Source organism: Pseudoalteromonas luteoviolacea NCIMB 1944, assembly GCF_001625565.1.
Classification (GTDB): Bacteria; Pseudomonadota; Gammaproteobacteria; order Enterobacterales; family Alteromonadaceae; genus Pseudoalteromonas; species Pseudoalteromonas luteoviolacea_F.
Map to the genome: position 1 here is coordinate 45,846 of NZ_AUXS01000015.1, position 21,256 is coordinate 67,101.

Sequence of the window (21,256 nt, forward strand, 5' to 3'; positions counted from 1 at the left end):
GACACCTTACATTGAGATAAACTGGGACAAAGGATGTCACTAGCAAAAACTTATACACGTGCACAAGTTGGTGTTAATGCGCCGCTTGTGACAGTAGAAGTGCATTTAAGCAATGGTTTACCGGCATTCAATATTGTTGGTTTGCCTGAAGCGTCGGTAAAAGAGTCTAAGGAACGCGTTCGCTGTGCTTTAGCACATTGCCACTTTTTATTTCCAGAGCAGCGTATTACGGTGAATTTAGCACCGGCAGATCTACCGAAACAAGGTGGACGCTATGACTTGGCCATTGCCGTGGGAATATTACTGGCATCTGGGCAAGTGCAAAACCGCCAAATAGGCGACTATGAGTTTTATGGGGAGTTAGCGCTTACGGGCGAAGTTCGCGAAGTAACAGCGGTGATCCCTGCATTAATGGCAGCCGCTGCAGCTGGGCGCTGTTGTTACATTCCAAAACCAAATCAAATGATGGCGAGCTTAGTGTCCAGTGGCGTACGTAAGTCCGTCGTGAGCTTGCGGGATGTTTGGGCTGATTTAGGCGGGCAAAATGCGCTGCCTTATGACGAGGTAATGTCTTGCCCTGAAGAGACACAATTGAATGCTCATGTGGATATGAGCGAGGTGAAAGGTCAAACCGCAGCTAAAAGGGTACTAGAAATAGCTGCCGCAGGGGCACATAATGTGTTGTTTTTAGGTCCTCCTGGTACAGGTAAATCTATGCTGGCGCAGCGCATGCCTACGATTATGCCACCAATGCAGTTGAAACAAGCATTGGAAACGGCAGCAGTGTATTCGCTAATAGGGAAAGAAATCGATCCTCATAAATGGCGTCAACGTCCATTTCGCTCCCCACATCATACATGTTCAGCTGTAGCACTAGTGGGTGGCTCTTCAACACCTAGGCCTGGGGAGATCTCTCTTGCACACAATGGCATTCTTTTTTTGGATGAACTTCCAGAATATGAACGTAAGGTGCTAGATTCTCTTAGAGAGCCAATGGAAACAGGTATGGTGAATATTTCACGGGCGGCGCAACAGGTTGACTTTCCAGCTCGATTTCAACTTATTGCAGCACTCAATCCGAGTCCAACAGGGTGCCACCATGACAAGCGCTCCACTCCTGAGCAAGTGTTACGTTACCTCAGTAAGGTGTCGGGTCCCTTTGTGGACAGAATTGATCTTCAAATTGAATTACCAAGATTGAGTACTGCTGAGTTGCAGTCGGGTGCTGAGTCTGAAAGCAGCGCCTCCATTCGTACTCGTGTTGAAAGCGCGCGGTTAGTAGCAATGCATCGTCAAGGTAAAGAGAATGCCTTGCTATCTAGCAAAGAGCTGGAGAAGTATTGCGGCTTGCCTCAAGGCGTGGCCGATTATTTAGCGAATGCCACAGAAAAGCTGCATTTATCGCCGCGTTCCTATCATCGAGTGGTTAAAGTCGCAAGAACGATAGCCGATCTCAGTAAACGCGATAATATAGCGCTGCCAGATATTAAAGAAGCACTTAGTTACCGCGCGTTTGAGCGCTTGCTCTCCCAGCTAATCCGTTAAGCAGAAAGCATGTACCCTTTGCCACGGACAGTGACAATGCGTTTTTGATCTTTTTCATCACCGAGTTTTTTACGTAATCGACCGATTAATACATCGACAGTGCGATCGCTAGGGCTCCAATCTGGTTGGCCGATATCTTCTGAAATTTTTGCGCGTGATGTCGCTTTGCCCGCATTGGCAATTAAGCAGATCAAAACCTTGTGCTCTGCTTCAGTTAACCTAGCTTCATCGCCATTTGGGTTAATTAAAGTGCGGTTATCTGGGTGCAATTTAAAGTCAGCGTACTCGATGAATTCTTCTGATTCATCTTCGTTGCGAGCGCCTGCTAAACGTTTGTACAGTGCGCGCATACGCAGCTCAAGCTCTAGTAAATCAACGGGTTTACAGACGTAATCATCTGCACCTTGTGCAAGTCCAGCGATGCGGTCAGCTTGTGAGTCGCGACTTGATAGCATAATCACACCGAGATCGGTTAATGTATTAAGTTCCTTAGCTAGCTGCAACCCATCTGTGGCAGGCAATACAATATCTATGATAGCCATCATAAAAGGAGTGCCTGTTTGGGCTTGCTCCTGCACGTGCTCTAGGGTCCGAGCACCGGTATTATCAACGGTGATTTGAAACTCCGTTTGCGCAAAGTGACTTTCAACTCTTTTAGCCAGTAACTCATCGTCCTCGACTAATAATACGTTTATGCTCATGGTCTCGAAACTTATTCAACAATTAATCTTAATCTTAGCACCGAGAATTCTCGGCTGAGAACCCTAAGTTATCTATTTTTATATAAAAACTCTAATGAAAAGCGACATTAATTAGTACGCTATTTGGTCACTTTTTAAAAATCATGAAATAGTTCTAGCTTTTTATTACTTGCACATAAAAAAATAGCAGCACTAAAGTGCTGCTACAAGGTTTTATTTACCATACATGTGTTGCCACCATTGTGGCTCGTCTTTTAGATGCTTATCGAAATAAGCAAGCATAGTATCCCACCACTGGAAACGACGGTCTCTGGCAAATATTTGGTGATCTGCACCTTTATATTCAATAAGCTCGACGTCTTGATTGAGCATTTTTAAGGCGGTGTACATAATGTGGCTTTCTCCGACTGGTACGTTCACATCAGCATCGCCATGAACTAATAGCAGAGGGGTTTTAACTTTATCGGCATTGAACACAGGACTTTGCTGACTGTACAGCTTGCTGTTATTCCACGGGTAGCTATGCTTAGATGCCTCAGATGAGTATAGGTACCCCCACCAGCCATGACCCCAGTATGAAGTTAGGTTAGAGATCCCCGCGTGTGAAATTGAAGCGCTGAACATATCTGTTTTGGTGGCCAATGTCATTGTCATGAAGCCACCATAAGATGCGCCTAAATTACCTAAACGGTCCTTATCGACAAACTGGTACGCACTTAAGAATGCATTAGTGCCTTCAATGATATCGTCAGCTGCACGGTTGCCCCAATCATTGACATGTTTTGCCGAGAATTCTTGACCAAACCCTGTTGCGCCTGATGGTTGCAACACATAGACAACGTAGCCATTAGTTGCCCAAAAGTTAAATGGGTAACGGCCTGTAAAACCGCGTGAAACTGGCGATGTACCACCGTAATAGTAAATCAGTGCAGGGTGCTTTTTGTTTTTATCTAAGCCGTGTGGGATATATACGCGGCCTTTTATTTCAGTACCAGCGGAATTGGTAAAGTTAAACTCTTCCAGTGCGGCTATTTCTGCATTTTTGTATGCTAGAGGTTTTGAGTCCCACAGTGTGCTGACACGGTTGTTCTTTGCATTGAGTTGAACCAGCTTTTGTGGCGTTGAAGCTGTTGTTCCAGTGGCAATAATAATAGGGCTGCGCTTGTCGGCAACACTGTATCTCTCTACAACGTCTAATTTAGCTTTAAGTGGCTTAAATTTATTTTTACTCTCATCGAATAAATATAGCTTCTTGCGATCTTCATCAGTCACTCTTAGTACTAGATCACCGTTATTTAATACTTTGAATGAATCAATCGAAGGATCAAATTGCTTACTTAGGGCTTTAGTTTCTTTGCCTTGTGTATTCATCCAGAACAACTGTGTGTCATAGTTGTTGGCTAGCACACCTTGAGCGAGTGTACGACCAGCTCCGTTGCCGAACTCTGCACCTGCTGTGACATAGATGCCATCATTACCATAGCGGGCATCATTGAATGTACCGTACTGGCCCAAAACTTTACTGCTATTGTTTGTTAGATCAAACTCTACCAATTCAGTTATGCCATGATATGGTGCATCGTAATGCTGTGGTGAGCGAGTCGCTAGGATACGCTTATTTTTGGCGTCGAAATCTTCAAGAGAATGGCTAAGGTCATGTTCAGTCACTGCTTGAATTAGACCTGTGCTGATGTCCATTAAATATACTTGGCTGATATTGCGCGCATAAGACCAGCGATCTTCTAGGCCTTTATAGTGTTTAACTATCTTGTCGCCTTCTGGAGCTGTTTTGGTCCAAGAGAAGATCAAAGTATTGTTATCAAAGAATTTGAACCCACTTGCGCCGGTTAAATCTTCAGCGATGACTGTTTCTTTAAGCGTTTTGATATTGAGCGTTTTAAGCTGTTTGTTTTGAACAAAGACCACAGCTTTAGAATCTTCTCTCCAACTAACCCCATTTGCATTAACGCCATTTAAACGATATACGACTTCACCGTCTTCGTTATAAAGTACAGTATCACGTAGCGCAGAGTTGCCTTTATTGTCTTGATATTGCTGCTTGGTGGCAACGTAGTGGTTTGCATCAGGAGATAGTGAAATTGCGCTGATAGTCGGAGAGTCGAAAAGCTGCTTTGCGGACAACGCTTTGGTGCTTTTTTGGGTAAATACCAGGGCATCATGCTCAGCATTTGGAGTATAGTCTACGACTACTTTTTTCCAATCACTGACTTGCTCAGCGACAATTAATAGTTGGTGATCGCCAGTGACGGCGTTCAATGAATAGCTATCTTTGCCTTCAATTTGTTGGCCATTCAAAAAGACATGGGCTTTCTCTATACCAGTCAGGTTCAGTTTACCTTGTACAAAGCGCGCTGCAGAAAACTCAAGTTTTAGTGCCTGTAAGCCACCCATTGTTAATGCATTGACGTCAGCCAGTGGTTGCCACTTGATCTGTTCGCCAAAGACTTCTAATGAGCTATTGTCTTCACTTAACTTGCTAACGAGCGTGTTCACAATTGCCGTTTGGTGGCCGGTATGGTGCGGTTTAGTTTGAATGTTTTGACCAATTGGACCAATAAATTGAATGTGCTGGCTATCGATTGGCGCTGCGCTGAGTTGCGTAGCTATTGCGGAAAATAGTAAAGTTACCGCTGACTTAAATTTCATAGTATGCGCCTATTGTAGGTAAATAATATGCGTTAATATAACATATTCATAAAGATTACTATGGGCTGTGCGATTAAGTGCTGTACAGCTAAGATATAAGAGAACGGTTGTTACGTGAGGAGTAGACCTTGTTTTTGTTAATTAGCTACATGTTTTTAGCTATCGCGATTTCTTTTTTATGCTCGGTTATGGAGGCGGTACTACTGAGTATCACGCCTAGCCATGTTGGGATGATGAAGCAACAAAACCCAACTTTGGCATCACGTGTGCAAAAGTTGAAAGACAATATTGATAAACCTCTAGCCGCTATATTGACGCTCAATACGGTTGCTCATACCGCAGGTGCAGCGGGGGTTGGTGCTCAAGCTGCCGTAGTATTTGGAGACGCGGCCGTTGGTATGGCTTCCGCGGTGATGACCTTGTTAGTACTCGTGCTGTCTGAAATTATTCCAAAAACGTTAGGTGCGACTTATTGGCGTGGACTCACGCCGAGTGTGAGTTTCGCTTTGGTGTGGATGGTGCGCCTATTGAAGCCATTTGTGTGGATGTCTGATCAGTTAACCAAGCTCATAGGTAAAAAAGGTGATGAGTCTATTTATATTCGTCAGGAAATAGAGGCCATGGCGGAAATGGGCTCTCAAGCAGGCGCATTACAAGCTGAAGAATCAGCAACCATACGCAGCTTGCTCCAGTTTAGACATGCAAAGCTAGAAAACTTAATGACACCAAGAACGGTGTTATTTAAGGTGCATAAAGATATGACGGTGCATGATTATCTTGCAGATCACGGTTCAGTGTCTTTCTCGCGCGTGTTGGTTTTTGACCAAAACAGCGACGATATTGTTGGGTTTGTGCACAAAAATGACATTATGCTGGCTTATCACCGACTTGGTGAAGATTATAAGATCAGCAAGCTAATGAAGCCACTGTACACAGTGCCAGAAACCTTGGCTGCCCCGACTTTATTTCAAACCCTGTTAGAAAAACGTATTCATATTGCCCTGGTGGTCGACGAATATGGAGATATTCAAGGTATCGTCACGTTGGAAGACTTGTTGGAGTCCCTGATGGGCATGGATATCGTCGATGAACGTGAGCAAACTAGCGATATGCAGGCGGCGGCGAAACAAAAATGGCAACAACGTATAGACAATCATAGCCATTTAATTGTCACTGAAAATGAGCCTGAAGGACAAGATAAAAAGTAGTCTCAGACGTGCTGCGCTGGAAAGTTAAGGGTTTGAGTTAATCATTCTTTCCCATGAGTGTATCCAGCGCACAAATTCAGAGAGGGCTTTTGGTCGGCTGATCAAATAGCCCTGCATTAGCAGGCTGAATTTATACCTTTCTAAGTATTGAAGCTCTTCAATACGCTCAATGCCTTCGGCAACAATATCGAGTTGTTCATTTTGGGCTATGTCTATCAAACTATCGACCAAAACTTGTGAAAACCGATCTGACTCGATATAGGTGATCAAAGAGCGGTCGATTTTAATTTCTGTAAACGGCAGCGTTTTCAGCTGGTGGATATTAGTAAATCCAGTACCAAAATCATCAAGAGCAAGATCAAAGCCACGTAACCTGAGGCGGTTGATGGTTTCCAGTTGTAAACTGGTGACAATTGGTTGATGCTCGGTGATTTCGACAATGACCTCTTGAGGTTTTAAACGATTAAGCTCCAAAATTAGCGCAAGCTTATCTGGGCAGCTGGTATCATTGAGTTGAATGGGTGAAAGGTTAAAGGCCAACTTGAACGGGTAGTTTAATTCATTTCGGATGAGTTGAAACTCGGTTGCTGCTTTTTCAAAAAGCTGAAAAGTAAGCAAGTTTATCAAATCTAGATCTTCTGCAACGCCGATAAAGCGTTTTGGCAGCATGACTTGACCGTGCTCTTTAGACACAATACGCGCGAGTACTTCAATACTTTTAATTTGTTTGGTACCACGGTGCACCTTGGGTTGATAAAAAGGTGTGATCTCATGTTGGCTAATTGCCTCTAACAGCTTTTCTTCAGTGATGGGCTGTTCATACTCTTCTTCTGTTCCGACAAAGCTGTCTAATTTTTTTAAGTTTCTTTCAACATCAATGAGCTGCACTGGCTTTGCGATATTGCCAATTAAGTGTGTACAGTGTTGGCGCGCCAAATTGGCCGCTAAATCAATGATGCGATTTTCCATCTCTGAAATGATAATGATCCCGCCGGGATAATGTATTTCACCTAAATGGCGAATAAATTCCATACCATCCATTTCAGGCATGTTGAGATCAGTGAAGATGGCATCATAAGGGTAGGGGGACTGACGTATTTTTTCCAGAGCTTTTGGCGCACTGTCTACGGCGGTGACATGTTCAATATCGAGTTCAGATAGAATGGCTTGCATCACTACAAGGATCGCGTGAGAATCATCTACAACAAGTATACGTCGGCTACGATTGTTCATAATTTCCTGTCCCTAGGGCTGACTGTCTCTATGTGCTCGTTAAAGTTAGGCTGCTCTAATCTCTTTCATATCATTAATTAGATGACAAAAATATTTCAAAGAGGTCGAAAGACTCGGGTGAATTCGACATCCTAAGCGTAGTACAACTTGGTAAGAATTCACTCATTGTCTCTTCAATAGAGACTATGAATTGAGGATAATAGTGAAAATTTCGCAAAGTAGTGAATACGATGACAAGAATTGAGCTTCCTATCGGTGGCATGGCTATATCGATTATGGTAAGTCAGCATACGGTGGTACAGGTGTACAAAGAGCAGCAGTCAGTCCCCATTGAGGAGCACAGTGAACATCAGTTTAGTGTGGATTTAGGGACACATGTTTTGATGTTGGATACCACACAATTACAAACCAATGCGCTTGCTGTATCAATTGATCAATCACCGTGGCAATGGATTGAAGTACCTCATGCCATAGAAGAGCGACGGGGCAACTGGTTGGGCTTAGCGGCACTGGGTTTTAAGCTATTTAAAAGTGCCAAAGTAGTCAAAGCGGCATTGCTTGGTGCATCGGTAGCCGGGTATGCGTGGTTGTTTTCTTGGCAATTTGCATTGATGCTGGTGGCTTGTCTTGTGGTCCATGAATATGGGCATGTGCGCGCTATGAAATACTTTGGGTTGAAAACCAAAGGTTTTTATCTGATCCCTTTTGTCGGTGGCTTGGCTATGAGCGAAGATAAGATGACCACCCGTTGGCAGGATGTCATTATTTCTTTGATGGGACCCGCGTTTGGCTTGTTTACATCGGTGCTGGGTGTGGTGCTTTATTATGCGACCGGTGCGGAAATATTCGCAGGTGTTGCGGTACTCAGTGCACTGTTAAATTTATTTAACTTACTACCTATTTTGCCGCTGGATGGCGGGCATGTACTTAAAAGTATTAGTTTTTCAATGCGTTCTTGGGTAGGTTTGCTCGCTTGCCTTGCAGGGTTAGGGCTTGGGCTCTGGATCAGCTTCAGCTTTGGTTTGATGTTGTTGGCATTTTTCATCTTTATTGGCAGCATTGAAATTTTATTGGAATGGCGTACTCGTCATCAAACCCACATGCTGCCCTTAGACCGTTATGGACAGGTTGTCTCCGCTGTATTGTATGCGCTTGTCGCTGTCGGGCATATTGCCGTGATGTGGCATTTTGCAGACTCAGACAATGTGATCCTGAGCCTGCCTGTGAAAATTTTGTCTAGCTAAACAAAGGTTAAGATAGCCGCAATGATAATGCCTGTTACTAGAAGTTGTAGCAGGCAAAATCCCATAATATCTCTTGCTTTTAGCCCTGCAATTGCGAGCACAGGCAAGGCCCAAAATGGTTGGATAAGGTTTGTCCACGCATCTCCCCAGGCGACCGCCATGGCTACACGGGCAATATCGGCTTCTAAGGCCTGGGCCGCCGGGATCACAATTGGCGCCTGCACAGCCCACTGCCCACCCCCTGAAGGCACAAAAATATTCACTAAACCTGCACTCAGAAAGCTCCAAAAGGGCAGGCTTTGTGCGTCACTGATTGAGACGAATCCCGCTGAAATTTGCTCTGCAAGACCTGTTTGAACCATAATCGCCATGATCCCAGCATAAAATGGAAATTGGATCACAATACCGGCGCCCCCTTTAATTGCCTCTTGCAAAGAGTTGAGAATAAGGGTGGCCGAACCATGAAACAGAATTGCCAAGAACAAAAAGAGTGCAATGATGATATTGAGGTTTAGTCCACCTCCGGTAGCAATAAAATAGTAGCCTAAGTAGCAACAGCCTAGTAAGCCTATAGCCCTGCCAAGTAACGGTGTGTGCTCTAACCGTTCTGCGGGCGTTAATATATTTACCGTCTTTTCTGGCTCTGATGTTTTCAGCTTCGTTTTATCAATTAAAACTTGCTCTTTTTCAGGTGGTAACATAGCGCGATTTAGCAGCGGTAGCACCACCAGCATTGCACCGAGCAAGATTAAATTAAAGTATGAAAAAATGGTTTGTCCGGTGTTTAGAATACCAATTTGTGACTCGGCAAAGTGACCATCTGATGCAATGGTGAGGGGCACTGAGCCTGCAAGCCCGCCATGCCATACAATAAAGCCAGAATAAGCGCTGGCGACCAGCACCCGGTAATCTACATTGATGTGTCTGGCCAAAGCTTTGGCAAAGAGCGCACCGACCACTAGGCCAAAGCCCCAGTTTAACCAGCTTGCGAGCATCGAGATCAATGTGACTAATAAAATAGCTTGCTTTGGAGACTTGGCACAGCGTGCAAGTTTATTGAGCAGCCTGCCACAAAAGGGGGTATTTGCCAGCATAAAGCCTGCAATCAAAACAAGTAACATCTGCATCGCAAATGTCAGTAAATTCCACAATCCACTTCCCCAGATTTGTACGGTTTCAATCGGGGTGGTTGGTGTGAATAGGGTTGCCATAAACATAACAAACAAGGTTAGTATAATGACAAAAACAAAGGGATCTGGCAGATAGCGCTCGACAAGTCGACTCAGTGGCCGTGTAATGGTGTTTAGCATGGATAAAGTCCTGTTGTTATTATGTAGGCCAGCATGGCTTTTTGTCACATAGTGAAGTGTATATGAAACAATGTGCTAAACAATAGTGGTGATATTGAACAATGTAACTAATAAAAGGACTAATAGTTAGTTAATTAGACTAATCTCAATTCTTTAATTTGAACTCTTTGTTTTTAACTTGTTGATACTTAACAAGTTAAATGTTGGCATATATTGTGATTAGTATTAAATATAGTGAATGAAGCAAGGAGCTTCTGTACACTCTGTCAAAATTTGATGTTTTTGGAATAGACATACAACAAAGAGAGGTATTTATGGCAGGACAAGGTTCTGGCGGTAATGTTATTGCGGCAATATGTAATGTATTTTTTCCTGGTTTAGGGCAGTTAGTTCAAGGCCGTTTGTTGGCAGCCATTATATTTGCCATTATTACGGTTGGTGGTTATGCACTGTGGTTTTTAGTCGTGCCCGCTATCATTGCTGCCGTTGTACACCTTTGGGCAATCATTGACGCAGCAAAGTACTCTTCACGGGATTAGCTTTGATAGCTAGATATATAAAATAGCTAGCTCAGTTGTATGGACAGAGTCATACCACTGAGCTTGACATATTAGTTGTCGGCTTAGCCTACCATTTACAATAAATGGCCCCTTTTTACTTTCAATGTTCTTTTGAAAATTCTCGTTTAAAGCTATTTGCAAATCAGCGAGTTTAGTCTGCTTATAGTGTTGTTTCATAAAGCACCTTGCAATACCATGCGGCTGGATTTTAATAAACTGGAAATTTCAATGCAGTCTCAAATTGAAAAACAGGTCATGATGACTAAAAAGCTCGCATTAACCGCTGCTGTTGCGCTGTCTCTTAGTGCATGTGGTGGTGGTTCGGGGGGATCAAATGACGCCCCGCAGGTAGCAGCTACACAAACAATTACTTACCAAGCATTACCTCACTTTGTCGATGCTAATGAAGGTGAACAAGTACGTTTGTCGCTCAATACAACGGGAAGCGGTGCGTCAGCTTTAAAGTTTGATTGGAAGGTTACATTTAACAATCAGCCTTTGACAATCACAGGGCAAGGTTCTGATTCTATTTCTTTCACAGCGCCTGAAGTAGACGGTCGTCGCACAGTTCAAGTAAGAGTGTCATTGTCGGAAAATAGTGCTGCTAATACATTTGGCTTTCAAGATCAGAATTTAACGGTCAATGTTGCTGATTTAACGCCCACTGGACCGACTGTAAGTCCGGAAAGTGATCTGGGCAATGTCGTAACAGAAGTCGACATGTCTGCGATGACGGCAGGTAGTACTTGGATAGAGACACAAAACGTATATTCTAAAGAAACACAGCTAGATAACGCACATACGGCATTGAATGTTCAGCTTACGCGTTCTTTTATTATGGGATCGGTTGATCAAAATAATCAGACGATTGAAACAAATTACTGTGGTTTCAAAGATGTTACTTCTGTTGACCTGGCTTCTGTGTTTGCCAGCGTAAGTTGTGATTCAGGTAACAGAACACGACAGTTTTTCCAAAAAGATGGCAGTTTCTCTGTTGTTGAAAAGTGTGATGACACTGTAATTGGTCAAAGCACATTCAAACAAAAAAGTGCAGAATCTGTCACCAATTTTGGTAGTTTAACAATTAATTTTGCTAATTACCCTAAGCTTGAAAACAGCGCATGTGGTGTCATTGTATCAACGGTAGGTGAATCAATTAGCACAGAGAATGAAGTGCTGGCCTCTGTTGAGGCGACTGCGTTCCGTCTAATTACTGAATATGAAGGTAATAACTTTGAGGTTATGTTTGGCTTTGAAGGGACGACCGATGATTTCCTTGTTTCACTGGGTGGTATAGCTGGCTCTGAAAATAAAGCATCAGTTCAATCAGTTAGCTATGCGGAGCTTAACGGTGAAGCTACACGCGGACTATTAAAGTTAGACTTTGGTAATACTGATCTAAATATTAAAGGTACATTCGATTTAACTTTACCTAGTTCAACGGGTGTGAGTGAACAGCTTGAAGGTGAATTTGATCTTGTACTTGAATAAGTGTTGATAGCTGTTCAAAAGGGTCGTATTGATAACCAAATTCAACTGTAAAGTTACGAGGGTTGCAAAGATACATTTTGCAACCTTATTTTTTAAAATATCTTAAAGAACAAGCCAGTACAGCCACAGACTCATAGTTAGTGGGCTTAGAAGTGTGGACATGACAACGCTACTTGCCAGCGTTGCTTGCGCACATTTTTGCTGCCTAGCTACAAGGTAAGCATTCACACCAAGTGGGGATGCGGCCATTAACGTCAATACAGAAATATGCACCGAGGGTAAGCCCAACATCGATGCAAACCCCCAAACTATTGCAGGCAATAGCATGAGTTTCACTAGGCTTAGCAGTAGTGCACTCTGCCATGCTTGTTTCAATGAGTATTGCACTAAACTGACTCCCAGTACAAAAAGAGCACCTGCAATAGCGGGTTTAGCCAACCAATCTAATCCAGAAAGCACTAGAGTGGGAATAGAAAATTCAACTGCGTTAAGGAGCAGTCCTAAGCTGATACTCAATACAATCGGGTTGATAAATAAAGGTTTCAGTGTAGTTATAAGAGATTGTTGAGCTGTACTTGAGAACAAAAAGCTCAACGCAAACAGCAATGCACTATGAAAGGTAATAATCATAAATACCATTGCACCAGCATCATTGCCTAGGGCTGCGATGATCACCGGAAGGCCAACCAAAACCGTATTAGAATAGGTTCCCCCAAGTCCCCACATAGCAGCGTCACTTAAAGCCTCTCGATGAACGAGCCACTTTGCTGCAAGGGTTAAAAAGTAGCAGGCAGCCACGGGTAAGTAGAATGCGAGCATAATCTCAGCTGAAGCAACCTGAGACAGATCGGCACGATACATGTTTAAGAATAAAAATACTGGAATGGCGAGATAAAAAATAAAGCGCCTAAGCCCTTCTAGTTGATTGGTTGCAATAAAGCCACTCTTACCGCATACAAACCCGGTGAGTACTAAAAAAATCAAAGGAAAAAGAATTTCAACGGGTGTCATAAGCATACTGTTTACGCGTTAAGGAGCAGTATTATACGAATTACACAAATATTTTCACTGTCTTAATGAGGCTTATATTATTAACCGGATTACCCTTTTATTGTGAGTTAAGGATATAATTAAAGACTGTCCAGAAGAAATGAAAGTAGTATGGAATATCAGTTTATTAGAGATCCAATCACCGGCTATCGTGTTCGTATGTCGCAAGAGCATGCGCTGGTAGGTCGTTGGCTGAACGAAGAATTGGCAATTGCCGATGTGAAACAGTTTGTACAACAAATGGATATGATAGGCCAAGGTCAGGAAGAAATACACTTAGAAGGCAAAGAAGTACGTCTTACGCTATCAAAAGATGAAGCATTATTTGAAGCGCACACGCTGTATCAAAATGAGGTTGATCTATCTCGCTATGAAGATGATTTTTTAGAATTAGACGAAGATGGATTAATGGCAGGGTGTGGGTTTGAAGATTTTCAAGCCCTGATGCTTGACTGGCAAGCATTTACTCAGGGCCGCAGGTAATTGTCGTTTAAGCTGTTGCTTGTTGAGGCGGTGCGCCGTATAAACGTTCGGCTCTTTGGAATAGCACCCAAGAGGTGAGAATATATTTATCATTGGAGCGCGGCATGTTGCCCCTGTGAGTATGGGTGAAATAACTAGGGGCGATCACCATACTGCCCTGCTTTGGTGCTAGCTTTTTGTTTTGATAGAAAAACTCAGTTTCTCCGCCTTCTTCAACATCATTGAGGTAAAACATAAATAACAACACGCGGTGTAGCGCTTCATTGTGATGAAGTTGAGGGTATACCTCACTGTGCCAGTATGGATAGCCGCCTTTATTTACGGGATACTTTTGCGCTTGAATGGGGCCAAGTCTAAACAGTTGTTGAGTTAATACGTGAAGTTGGGGCTTACCTACTTCTTCAAAGTTTTCTACAGTTAGGTTTACTGGTTCACCTGTTTGCGGATGGTAGACATTGAGACCAAACGCCCCTAGCATCATAAAAAAGTGTTCTTCGATGTATTGAAATAGATACTTTGATGTGACTTGTTCAATTTCTCGCAATTGATTTTGATATTCAGGGTGATTGTTGAGATATAAATCTTGGCTGACTTTTTTGCTAAGGTCGACGCCGCCAGAAGTTTGCCCTTGAGCTAAATGTGGACTTTTATCAAAGGTTTGCATAAATTTGTTGCAAAACTCTGCACTGAGTGCATTGTCATAAACGCGAATAAAATCAGTCATCTCAATCCTCAAAGGTTGTTAGAATTATTATGCTTACAGAAAAAATCATGCCACGTTTTAGTGAAACTGACGTGCTAGGCCATATAAACAATACCGTACTCCCCGTTTGGTTTGAAGCGGCAAGGGCACCTATTTTCAAAATTTTTACACCAGATTTAAATCCACGCAACTGGAAGTTGATTGTTGCTAAGGTGGAAGTCACTTTTAAAGGAGAGCTATTTTACGGTCAGGAAGTGGAGATCAAGACCATGATTGAAAAAGTGGGCAATAGCTCCTTTGTTATTTTACAGCAAGCCTGGCAGCACGCAGAGTGCTGCGCTGAGGGGCGAACTACCATGGTACGTTATGACTTTGCAGCGAAAGCATCGCAATCTCTTGATGAACGTGAGCGAACTGCGTTGTCAGAGTATCTCGTAAAGTAGCAATAAGGCGCTGTATATACAGCGCCATCTAGTATTGGTTATTTGGTCATTACCCGAGTCTTAAATTGATGTCCTAGCGCTGCGGAGATGCAGGGGAGGACATCGTATTTGTAGCTTGATAAAGTATTGGAGTCATCGAGTTTGGTGATTTGTAAAATCTCGTAATCATTCAATTCAATTACTCGTGTTCCTGATGCATGTTCACAACGTGAGCGTGAGTCAGCTTCATACTCATAGATAAAATGTGCCAATATACGTTTTAAGTGGGTTTCGTACTTAACCGAATTTTCACTGACTGTAGAAATTCTCATTTTAAAATCTTCAAAGTCAGGGTCTTGCTCTGCCGATACTTTTTGTTGATCTGCGGGCTCAAGTTTTAATACATTCACTGTGCTAGTTTGCGGTCCTTCATTATTTGCAGTTGTCACATTGATAGGTTGATTGGCGATAATCTCAAACCACCCTTTGAAAAACTGATTCACGCCACCAGACAAGCCTGTGTGCGATAACAGATTGGCTACTTGTACCAGAATAAATAAGCTAAAGATAAAACGTAACAGCCCAGTGGTCACTGGGAATTTGTAATCTATGGGTTGCCAAATACGGTGTAAGCCAAATGGCCTAAGTAATATCAGCATTAATAAGTATAACGGCTGAATGATTTGTAAGAGCAGCAACAATACAATGGTGGTAAGAAAAAACCATGTTGGCAGCGAGAGAAGGACACTGAGATTATGGCTATATGGCAAAGGATCTGAACTGACACCTGTAATGTCATTGATCATGCCAGCGGCTTGTACCAATGCATAGTTAGCGATAAAGGCATAAAAGAGTAAAATAATTGCCTTACCAGGTAAACTCTCCCAAAACACCAAAAATTTTGGCCAAAATTCATAGGCCATGGCACACAGAACAAGTACTGCAACCAAATTCACCCAGCCGGTATTATCCTGATTTGCAAATACTATTGCGTAGATGCTAATAAAAAAAGCTGAAAAGTAAAGTCGTTGTGGTGTGTTAAGTGAATGCCAAAAGCGTTCGAATGGTGCGCTTATTTTTGTCGCAGCTTGCTTCATTGCGATCCAAGCGGGGTGGTTCATTGTTATTATCATCCCTACTGTTAAAACCAAGTTGCAGCGGCGAGTATACGCCGCTGCACCTCAGTATTTATAACATAGGCTTAAGATAACGACCAGTATGGGATTGCGGGTGCTGTGCCACTTCTTCAGGTGTGCCTGACACCAAAATTTGACCTCCGCCTGAGCCTCCTTCTGGGCCAAGGTCGACAATCCAGTCTGCGGTTTTAATGACATCCAAGTTGTGCTCGATAACCACAACCGTGTTGCCATGATCTCGAAGCCGATGCAGTACTACTAGTAGCTGTTGAATATCGTGAAAATGCAGGCCTGTGGTTGGTTCATCCAAAATGTAGAGTGTTTTACCTGTATCCCGCTTGGATAACTCACGAGCTAACTTAACTCGTTGTGCCTCACCGCCAGAGAGTGTTGTAGCTGCTTGACCGAGACGGATATATGATAAACCAACGTCCATAAGAGTTTGTAGCTTGCGGTTGATAGCGGGAATTTTATCGAAAAATTCTCTGGCATCTTCAACGGTCATCTCCAAAACTTCATGGATATTCTTACCTTTGTATAACACCTCTAGAGTTTCTCTATTATAACGTTTACCTGTACATACATCGCAGGGAACATAGACGTCTGGTAAAAAGTGCATCTCTACCTTGAGTACCCCGTCACCCTGACAAGCCTCACAGCGACCACCTTTGACATTAAAACTAAATCGACCCACTTTATAACCACGAGAGCGGGCCTCTTGAGTACCTGCAAATAGTTCTCGGATCGCAGTAAAGATACCTGTGTAAGTTGCGGGGTTGGAACGCGGAGTTCTGCCTATTGGGCTTTGATCAATGTCGATGACTTTGTCAAAGTGATCCAGACCTTTAATGTCCTTATGTGGTGCAGGCTCTGACACTGTAGCACCATTTAAAGCACGGTGCGCCAGTTTATATAAAGTGTCATTGACCAGGGTCGATTTACCTGAACCTGATACACCTGTGATGCACGTCATCAAGCCAAATGGGATCCTTAAGTCGACATTTTTTAAGTTGTTACCAGTTGCTCCAAACAGCTCTAACCATTTATCATTTGACTGGTGTCGCTCTTTTGGTACTGCGATTTCTTTACTACCTGCTAAATACTGCCCTGTTAGAGAGTCTGGGTTTGCAATAATGTCTTCTCGACTCCCCTCTGCTACCACATGGCCACCATGAACGCCTGCACCAGGGCCTATATCAATAATGTGATCCGCGGCGCGTATTGCGTCTTCATCATGTTCGACGACAATAACGGTATTTCCGAGATCACGTAAATGTGTCAGTGTGCTAAGAAGTCGATCGTTATCCCTTTGGTGTAGGCCAATTGAGGGTTCATCGAGTACATACATAACGCCTACCAGCCCGGCTCCTATTTGGCTTGCCAGCCTGATCCGTTGAGCTTCACCACCCGATAAAGTGTCAGCACTGCGCTCGAGAGATAAGTAGTTGAGTCCAACATTGATTAAAAATGACAGTCTATCGCGGATTTCTTTTAATACTTTTTCAGCGATTTGTGCTTTTTGGCCCGTGAGCGTCAACGACTCAAAAAACTGACATGCTTCACCAATACTCATCGTTGTGACGACTGGTAGATTAGTATCGCCAATAAAGACGTGTCTCGCTTCTTCTCTGAGGCGTGAACCATTACAGCTTGGGCATGCTTGACTGGTTTGGTATTTTGCGAGCTCTTCACGAACTGAAGTGGATTCGGTTTCATGATAGCGGCGGTTCATATTATTTAACACGCCTTCAAACTCGTGATTTCGGGTGATCAGATCACCTCTATCATTGCGATAATTAAAGGCAATTTTGGTGTTGCCAGAGCCTTCTAAGACAACCTTTTGCGCCGCTTCGGGCAGCTCGCCAAAGGGAAGCTCTAAATCAAAGTCGTAGTGCTCTGCAACAGAGCTGAGCATCTGAAAGTAATAGAAACTACGCTTGTCCCACCCTTTAATTGCACCGCCAGCAAGACTTAACTCAGGATTCTGTACAACTCGATTTGGATCGAAATACTGCCTTACACCTAGACCATCACAGCTTTGACAAGCACCGGCTGGATTGTTAAACGAAAACAGCCGAGGCTCCAACTCCGCCATTGCGTAGCCGCAGGTTGGGCAGGCAAAATTGGCTGAAAAAATAATGTCTTCAGCATCTGGGTCATCCATACTGGCAATTTGTGCAATACCATCTGCTAAATCCAGCGCAGTTTCAAAGGATTCAGCTAAACGTTGTTGCAGGCCATCTTTGACTTTAAATCGGTCGACCACAACTTCTATCGTGTGCTTTTTATGCAGTTCTAATGTCGGAGGATCTGACAGGTCACATACTTCACCATCGATCCGTGCTCGTATGAAACCTTGGCTTGCCAACTGCTCTAATAACTTAACATGTTCACCTTTACGGTTTTTAACTACCGGGGCGAGTAACATGAGTTTACTGCCTTCAGGTTGAGCCAGAGCTGTATCAACCATTTGGCTGATAGTTTGCGCTTTCAGAGGGAGATCGTGGGTCGGGCAGCGGGGTTCTCCAACACGGGCGAATAACAGTCGCAAATAATCATAGATTTCAGTGATGGTACCAACTGTTGAGCGCGGGTTATGCGAAGTTGACTTTTGCTCGATAGAAATTGCAGGGGATAGCCCCTCAATGTGGTCAACGTCAGGCTTCTCCATCAGAGATAAAAACTGTCTGGCATAAGCGGAAAGAGATTCTACATAGCGTCTTTGGCCTTCAGCGTATAGCGTATCGAAAGCGAGCGATGACTTCCCTGAACCAGATAGTCCTGTAATGACGATTAATTTGTCTCTTGGGATGGTCAAAGAGATGTCTTTGAGGTTATGCGTTCGCGCACCTCTTACTTCTATTTTATCCATAGTGGCCTTTTGTGAATCTCATGTGCTTGCAACCAATTCTTGGAGTGTATATCACATTCGCTTATTTTTAATATTTCACCGCTGCGCTGAGATATGTATACCTTACATGACACTATTTGAAGCTAAGTGATCATTCAATGGGTATGCAAACTAAATTATGGGTAGCTGTATACTCATACAGTATACATAAAAGCTGTGGTTATTCTACCTTTGCTACGTGCTAAGCGCTGTGATGGCTCACTCAAATGAGGTAGATTGCAAAACTAGCTGGATTAAGCCCTGCATGGTATCGCATCGCAAAGACAAAATTAAGCTTTTGTAAAAATAAACAACTAAACTTGTTTTTGAGTATTGGCAACAGAGTTGTGTGTGTGCGCTTTTTGCTTTTGAGTCTTTTTTTTCTGTCGCCAGTGTGGGCGTGTGAGATGACGGTGCGATTTGAAAATTACGCCGCACAATCGCGCTTGGATGAAGAAAAAGGCTGGCATGGCATGGATGTAGACTTTGCTAAGGCATTACTTGATGAAGCTGGGTGTAGTTATAAATTTGTCAGTATTCCTTGGGGCCGATCTTTGAAAATGCTCGAAGCAGGTAATATTGATTTGGTGCTGAGTGTTACGCAAACTGAAGAACGTACCAAGTTTGCCCACTTTGTTGGCCCACAACGGATGGAAACTATTGTATTTGCTATGAATGCAGAGCGGTTATTTGATGTGGAAACAATGGAAGACTTATTTTCTCTACCTGTGCCAGTAGCTATTCAACAGGGGGCATTTTATGGCCCTAGATTCACACAGCGGTATGAAAAACAATTAAACAAAGGTACTCAATTTATTTTTGTTCCCGATAATCAAACTAAGCTAAGTTTACTAAAACATGGGCGCATAGCCGGATTTTTGGAAGAAAAATTTAACATCATTTTTCAGTCAACCAATCACCCTGATTTTATGACCATCAAGATCGCGCCCTTAATAATCAATCAGTCTCCTGTTTATTATGCATTTAGCAAAAAAAGTGTGTCTGAGAAGCAATTAAAGCAGTTGACTGAAGCCTTTAGTTCATTAAATAAATCTGGGCGTTTAAGTGAGATATTAAAAAAATATCAGTTAGACTGAGTTTTTGCTAAACTAGCTCGCGATTTTTTACTGTTTGACTTTACATTGCTTTATGTCCAATCAATCTTTGAACCAAATTGAAAAACGCGCCGCATTTTCGTTAGCGGGTGTCTTCGCATTTCGCATGCTCGGGTTATTCATGCTCATGCCTGTGTTGGCGATTTATAGTGATTCTTTCGAAGATGTGTCACCGCTTTGGATTGGTTTGGCCATTGGGGCGTATGGTTTGACCCAAGCGCTATTGCAAATACCAATGGGGTGGCTATCGGATAAGTACGGGCGTAAACCCATTATTATTGGTGGGTTAGTTGTTTTTGCTATCGGCTCTGTGATAGCGGCAACGGCTGAGTCTATTTACTGGGTAACCGCCGGCAGGGCTCTTCAAGGTATGGGGGCGATTGCCAGTGCGCTACTTGCCTTGGCGTCTGATTTAAGCCGTGATGAGCAGCGACCAAAAGTGATGGCCGTAATAGGTATGTGTATCGGGCTAAGCTTTGCGGTGGCGATGTTAGTGGGCCCCATGGTCGCAGCTGCTTTTGGTATTGCGGGGGTATTTTGGTTAACTGCAATTTTGGCTTTAGTGGGCATCTTGATTGTGTTATTTGTGGTTCCAAATGCAGTGCACAAAGCACCTAAAGGCGATACGGTGGCATCCTTGTCAGATATCAAGAACCTTATTAAACACCCACAACTGCTGCGTCTTGACCTTGGGGTGTTAATGCTACATTTAACGCTAACAACCCTGTTTGTGGTGTTACCAGCCAAGTTAATCGACGATGGTCTGGACGCACAGTCTCATTGGCAAATATATATCCCAGTACTCATTTTAGCTTTTGTGTTGATGGCGCCAATGATGATTGTTGCGATCAAAAAACAAAAAGAAAAGCAGGTCTTTTTGGGCGCAATTGCGATGTTAAGCATAAGCACTTTTCTGCTGATTTGGCTATCACATTCACTGTGGGGCATTGCACTGGCTATGACTTTATACTTCATCGCATTTAACTTCCTAGAAGCCACAATGCCAGCATTGGTATCTAGAATATCGCCTGCTACACAAAAAGGTTCAGCGATGGGCGTGTTTTCTTCCGGCCAATTCTTGGGGGCTTTTCTAGGTGGTGTGCTGGGAGGGTATCTCGCGCAAAACTACGAAACGCAATCTGTATTTGCCGCTGCGGCAGGAATTGGGGTAATATGGCTGGTTATTGCATGGCGCATGCAAGTCCCTCCACGTAGTAAGGCGCTGAGCTTTGTAACGGAACTCGATAAACCTCAGCATGCACAAACACTTGCTGATAAACTGGTTACATTACCGGGCGTGTTAGAGGCGACTGTTGTCAGTGAAGAAAATCGCGCTTATCTAAAAGTGGACGAAAGTAAATTTGATTTAAACCAAGCTAAGCAAATTTTATATCCTGCGTAACGGGTACTTGGTTGCGATGAGAAGTCGAATTCGAAGCGCAATCGTTATACAATCGTGTTGTAGAATATAACTAAGCAATGCTTGTAATTGTGTGAG

General features: G+C 43.3%; 18 protein-coding genes. 9 read left to right on the forward strand and 9 right to left on the reverse strand.

The genetic code is table 11. The features are described 5' to 3' along the window. Positions 1-33: 33 nt before the first annotated feature. Entirely contained in the window at positions 34-1,545 is a 1,512-nt protein-coding gene (locus N483_RS03520) for a YifB family Mg chelatase-like AAA ATPase (protein WP_023397279.1), read from the forward strand. Here N483_RS03520 and N483_RS03525 read toward each other — a convergent pair. Next, the gene (locus tag N483_RS03525; protein ID WP_023397278.1) at positions 1,542-2,246 is read right to left on the reverse strand and encodes a response regulator transcription factor; all 705 of its coding nucleotides are present in this window, start codon (positions 2,244-2,246) and stop codon (positions 1,542-1,544) included. The genes N483_RS03520 and N483_RS03525 overlap by 4 nt on opposite strands. Positions 2,247-2,459: 213 nt before the next feature. Continuing rightward, positions 2,460-4,913 carry an alpha/beta hydrolase family protein gene (locus N483_RS03530; protein WP_023397277.1) on the reverse strand — a complete coding sequence of 818 codons (2,454 nt, stop codon included), beginning with the start codon at positions 4,911-4,913 and terminating at the stop codon, positions 2,460-2,462. Positions 4,914-5,041: 128 nt separating this feature from the next. On the opposite strand from N483_RS03530, the gene N483_RS03535 reads away from it, so the two are divergent. After that, the gene (locus tag N483_RS03535; RefSeq protein ID WP_023397276.1) at positions 5,042-6,121 is read left to right on the forward strand and encodes a CNNM domain-containing protein; all 1,080 of its coding nucleotides are present in this window, start codon (positions 5,042-5,044) and stop codon (positions 6,119-6,121) included. A gap of 24 nt (positions 6,122-6,145) precedes the next feature. On the opposite strand, the gene N483_RS03540 is transcribed toward N483_RS03535, so the two are convergent. Continuing rightward, positions 6,146-7,354 carry an EAL domain-containing protein gene (locus N483_RS03540; protein ID WP_023397275.1) on the reverse strand — a complete coding sequence of 403 codons (1,209 nt, stop codon included), beginning with the start codon at positions 7,352-7,354 and terminating at the stop codon, positions 6,146-6,148. Positions 7,355-7,584: 230 nt separating this feature from the next. Between N483_RS03540 and N483_RS03545 the strand changes: the two genes are divergently transcribed. After that, positions 7,585-8,598, forward strand: a complete 1,014-nt coding sequence (locus N483_RS03545; RefSeq protein ID WP_023397274.1) for a site-2 protease family protein — start codon at positions 7,585-7,587, stop codon at positions 8,596-8,598. Here N483_RS03545 and N483_RS03550 read toward each other — a convergent pair. Then, on the reverse strand, positions 8,595-9,908 hold the full coding sequence (locus N483_RS03550) for a short-chain fatty acid transporter (protein ID WP_023397273.1): 1,314 nt from the start codon (positions 9,906-9,908) through the stop codon (positions 8,595-8,597). The two genes, N483_RS03545 and N483_RS03550, sit on opposite strands and share 4 nt — an antisense overlap. 314 nt (positions 9,909-10,222) lie before the next feature. Between N483_RS03550 and N483_RS03555 the strand changes: the two genes are divergently transcribed. Further along, the gene (locus N483_RS03555; protein ID WP_023397272.1) at positions 10,223-10,447 is read left to right on the forward strand and encodes a hypothetical protein; all 225 of its coding nucleotides are present in this window, start codon (positions 10,223-10,225) and stop codon (positions 10,445-10,447) included. A 9-nt stretch (positions 10,448-10,456) separates the two neighbouring features. Here the strand turns inward: N483_RS03555 and N483_RS03560 are convergent, their stop codons facing one another. Beyond that, entirely contained in the window at positions 10,457-10,645 is a 189-nt protein-coding gene (locus N483_RS03560) for a hypothetical protein (protein ID WP_023397271.1), read from the reverse strand. Between the two features lie 51 nt (positions 10,646-10,696). Between N483_RS03560 and N483_RS03565 the strand changes: the two genes are divergently transcribed. Next, a complete protein-coding gene (locus N483_RS03565; RefSeq protein WP_023397270.1) occupies positions 10,697-11,959 on the forward strand; it encodes a hypothetical protein in 1,263 nt (420 codons plus the stop codon). 102 nt (positions 11,960-12,061) lie between these two features. On the opposite strand, the gene N483_RS03570 is transcribed toward N483_RS03565, so the two are convergent. Next, the gene (locus N483_RS03570; RefSeq protein ID WP_036974879.1) at positions 12,062-12,970 is read right to left on the reverse strand and encodes an AEC family transporter; all 909 of its coding nucleotides are present in this window, start codon (positions 12,968-12,970) and stop codon (positions 12,062-12,064) included. Between the two features lie 150 nt (positions 12,971-13,120). Between N483_RS03570 and N483_RS03575 the strand changes: the two genes are divergently transcribed. After that, the gene (locus N483_RS03575; RefSeq protein ID WP_023397268.1) at positions 13,121-13,492 is read left to right on the forward strand and encodes a YacL family protein; all 372 of its coding nucleotides are present in this window, start codon (positions 13,121-13,123) and stop codon (positions 13,490-13,492) included. A 7-nt stretch (positions 13,493-13,499) separates the two neighbouring features. Here N483_RS03575 and N483_RS03580 read toward each other — a convergent pair whose 3' ends face one another. Next, positions 13,500-14,216: a 2OG-Fe(II) oxygenase gene (locus tag N483_RS03580; protein WP_023397267.1), complete on the reverse strand. Its 717-nt coding sequence runs from the start codon at positions 14,214-14,216 to the stop codon at positions 13,500-13,502. A gap of 29 nt (positions 14,217-14,245) precedes the next feature. On the opposite strand from N483_RS03580, the gene N483_RS03585 reads away from it, so the two are divergent. Further along, complete coding sequence (locus tag N483_RS03585) at positions 14,246-14,638, forward strand: acyl-CoA thioesterase (protein WP_023397266.1); 393 nt, start codon at positions 14,246-14,248, stop codon at positions 14,636-14,638. A gap of 38 nt (positions 14,639-14,676) precedes the next feature. On the opposite strand, the gene N483_RS03590 is transcribed toward N483_RS03585, so the two are convergent. Both N483_RS03590 and uvrA read right to left on the reverse strand, forming a co-directional pair. Further along, the gene (locus tag N483_RS03590) at positions 14,677-15,738 is read right to left on the reverse strand and encodes a hypothetical protein (protein ID WP_052027325.1); all 1,062 of its coding nucleotides are present in this window, start codon (positions 15,736-15,738) and stop codon (positions 14,677-14,679) included. Between the two features lie 67 nt (positions 15,739-15,805). Continuing rightward, a complete protein-coding gene (gene uvrA, locus N483_RS03595) occupies positions 15,806-18,625 on the reverse strand; it encodes an excinuclease ABC subunit UvrA (protein ID WP_023397264.1) in 2,820 nt (939 codons plus the stop codon). Between the two features lie 425 nt (positions 18,626-19,050). Here uvrA and N483_RS03600 point away from each other — a divergent pair, with 425 nt between their 5' ends. Further along, on the forward strand, positions 19,051-19,740 hold the full coding sequence (locus N483_RS03600; protein ID WP_052027324.1) for a substrate-binding periplasmic protein: 690 nt from the start codon (positions 19,051-19,053) through the stop codon (positions 19,738-19,740). A 52-nt stretch (positions 19,741-19,792) separates the two neighbouring features. Then, complete coding sequence (locus N483_RS03605; RefSeq protein WP_023397262.1) at positions 19,793-21,160, forward strand: MFS transporter; 1,368 nt, start codon at positions 19,793-19,795, stop codon at positions 21,158-21,160. Positions 21,161-21,256: the final 96 nt, after the last annotated feature.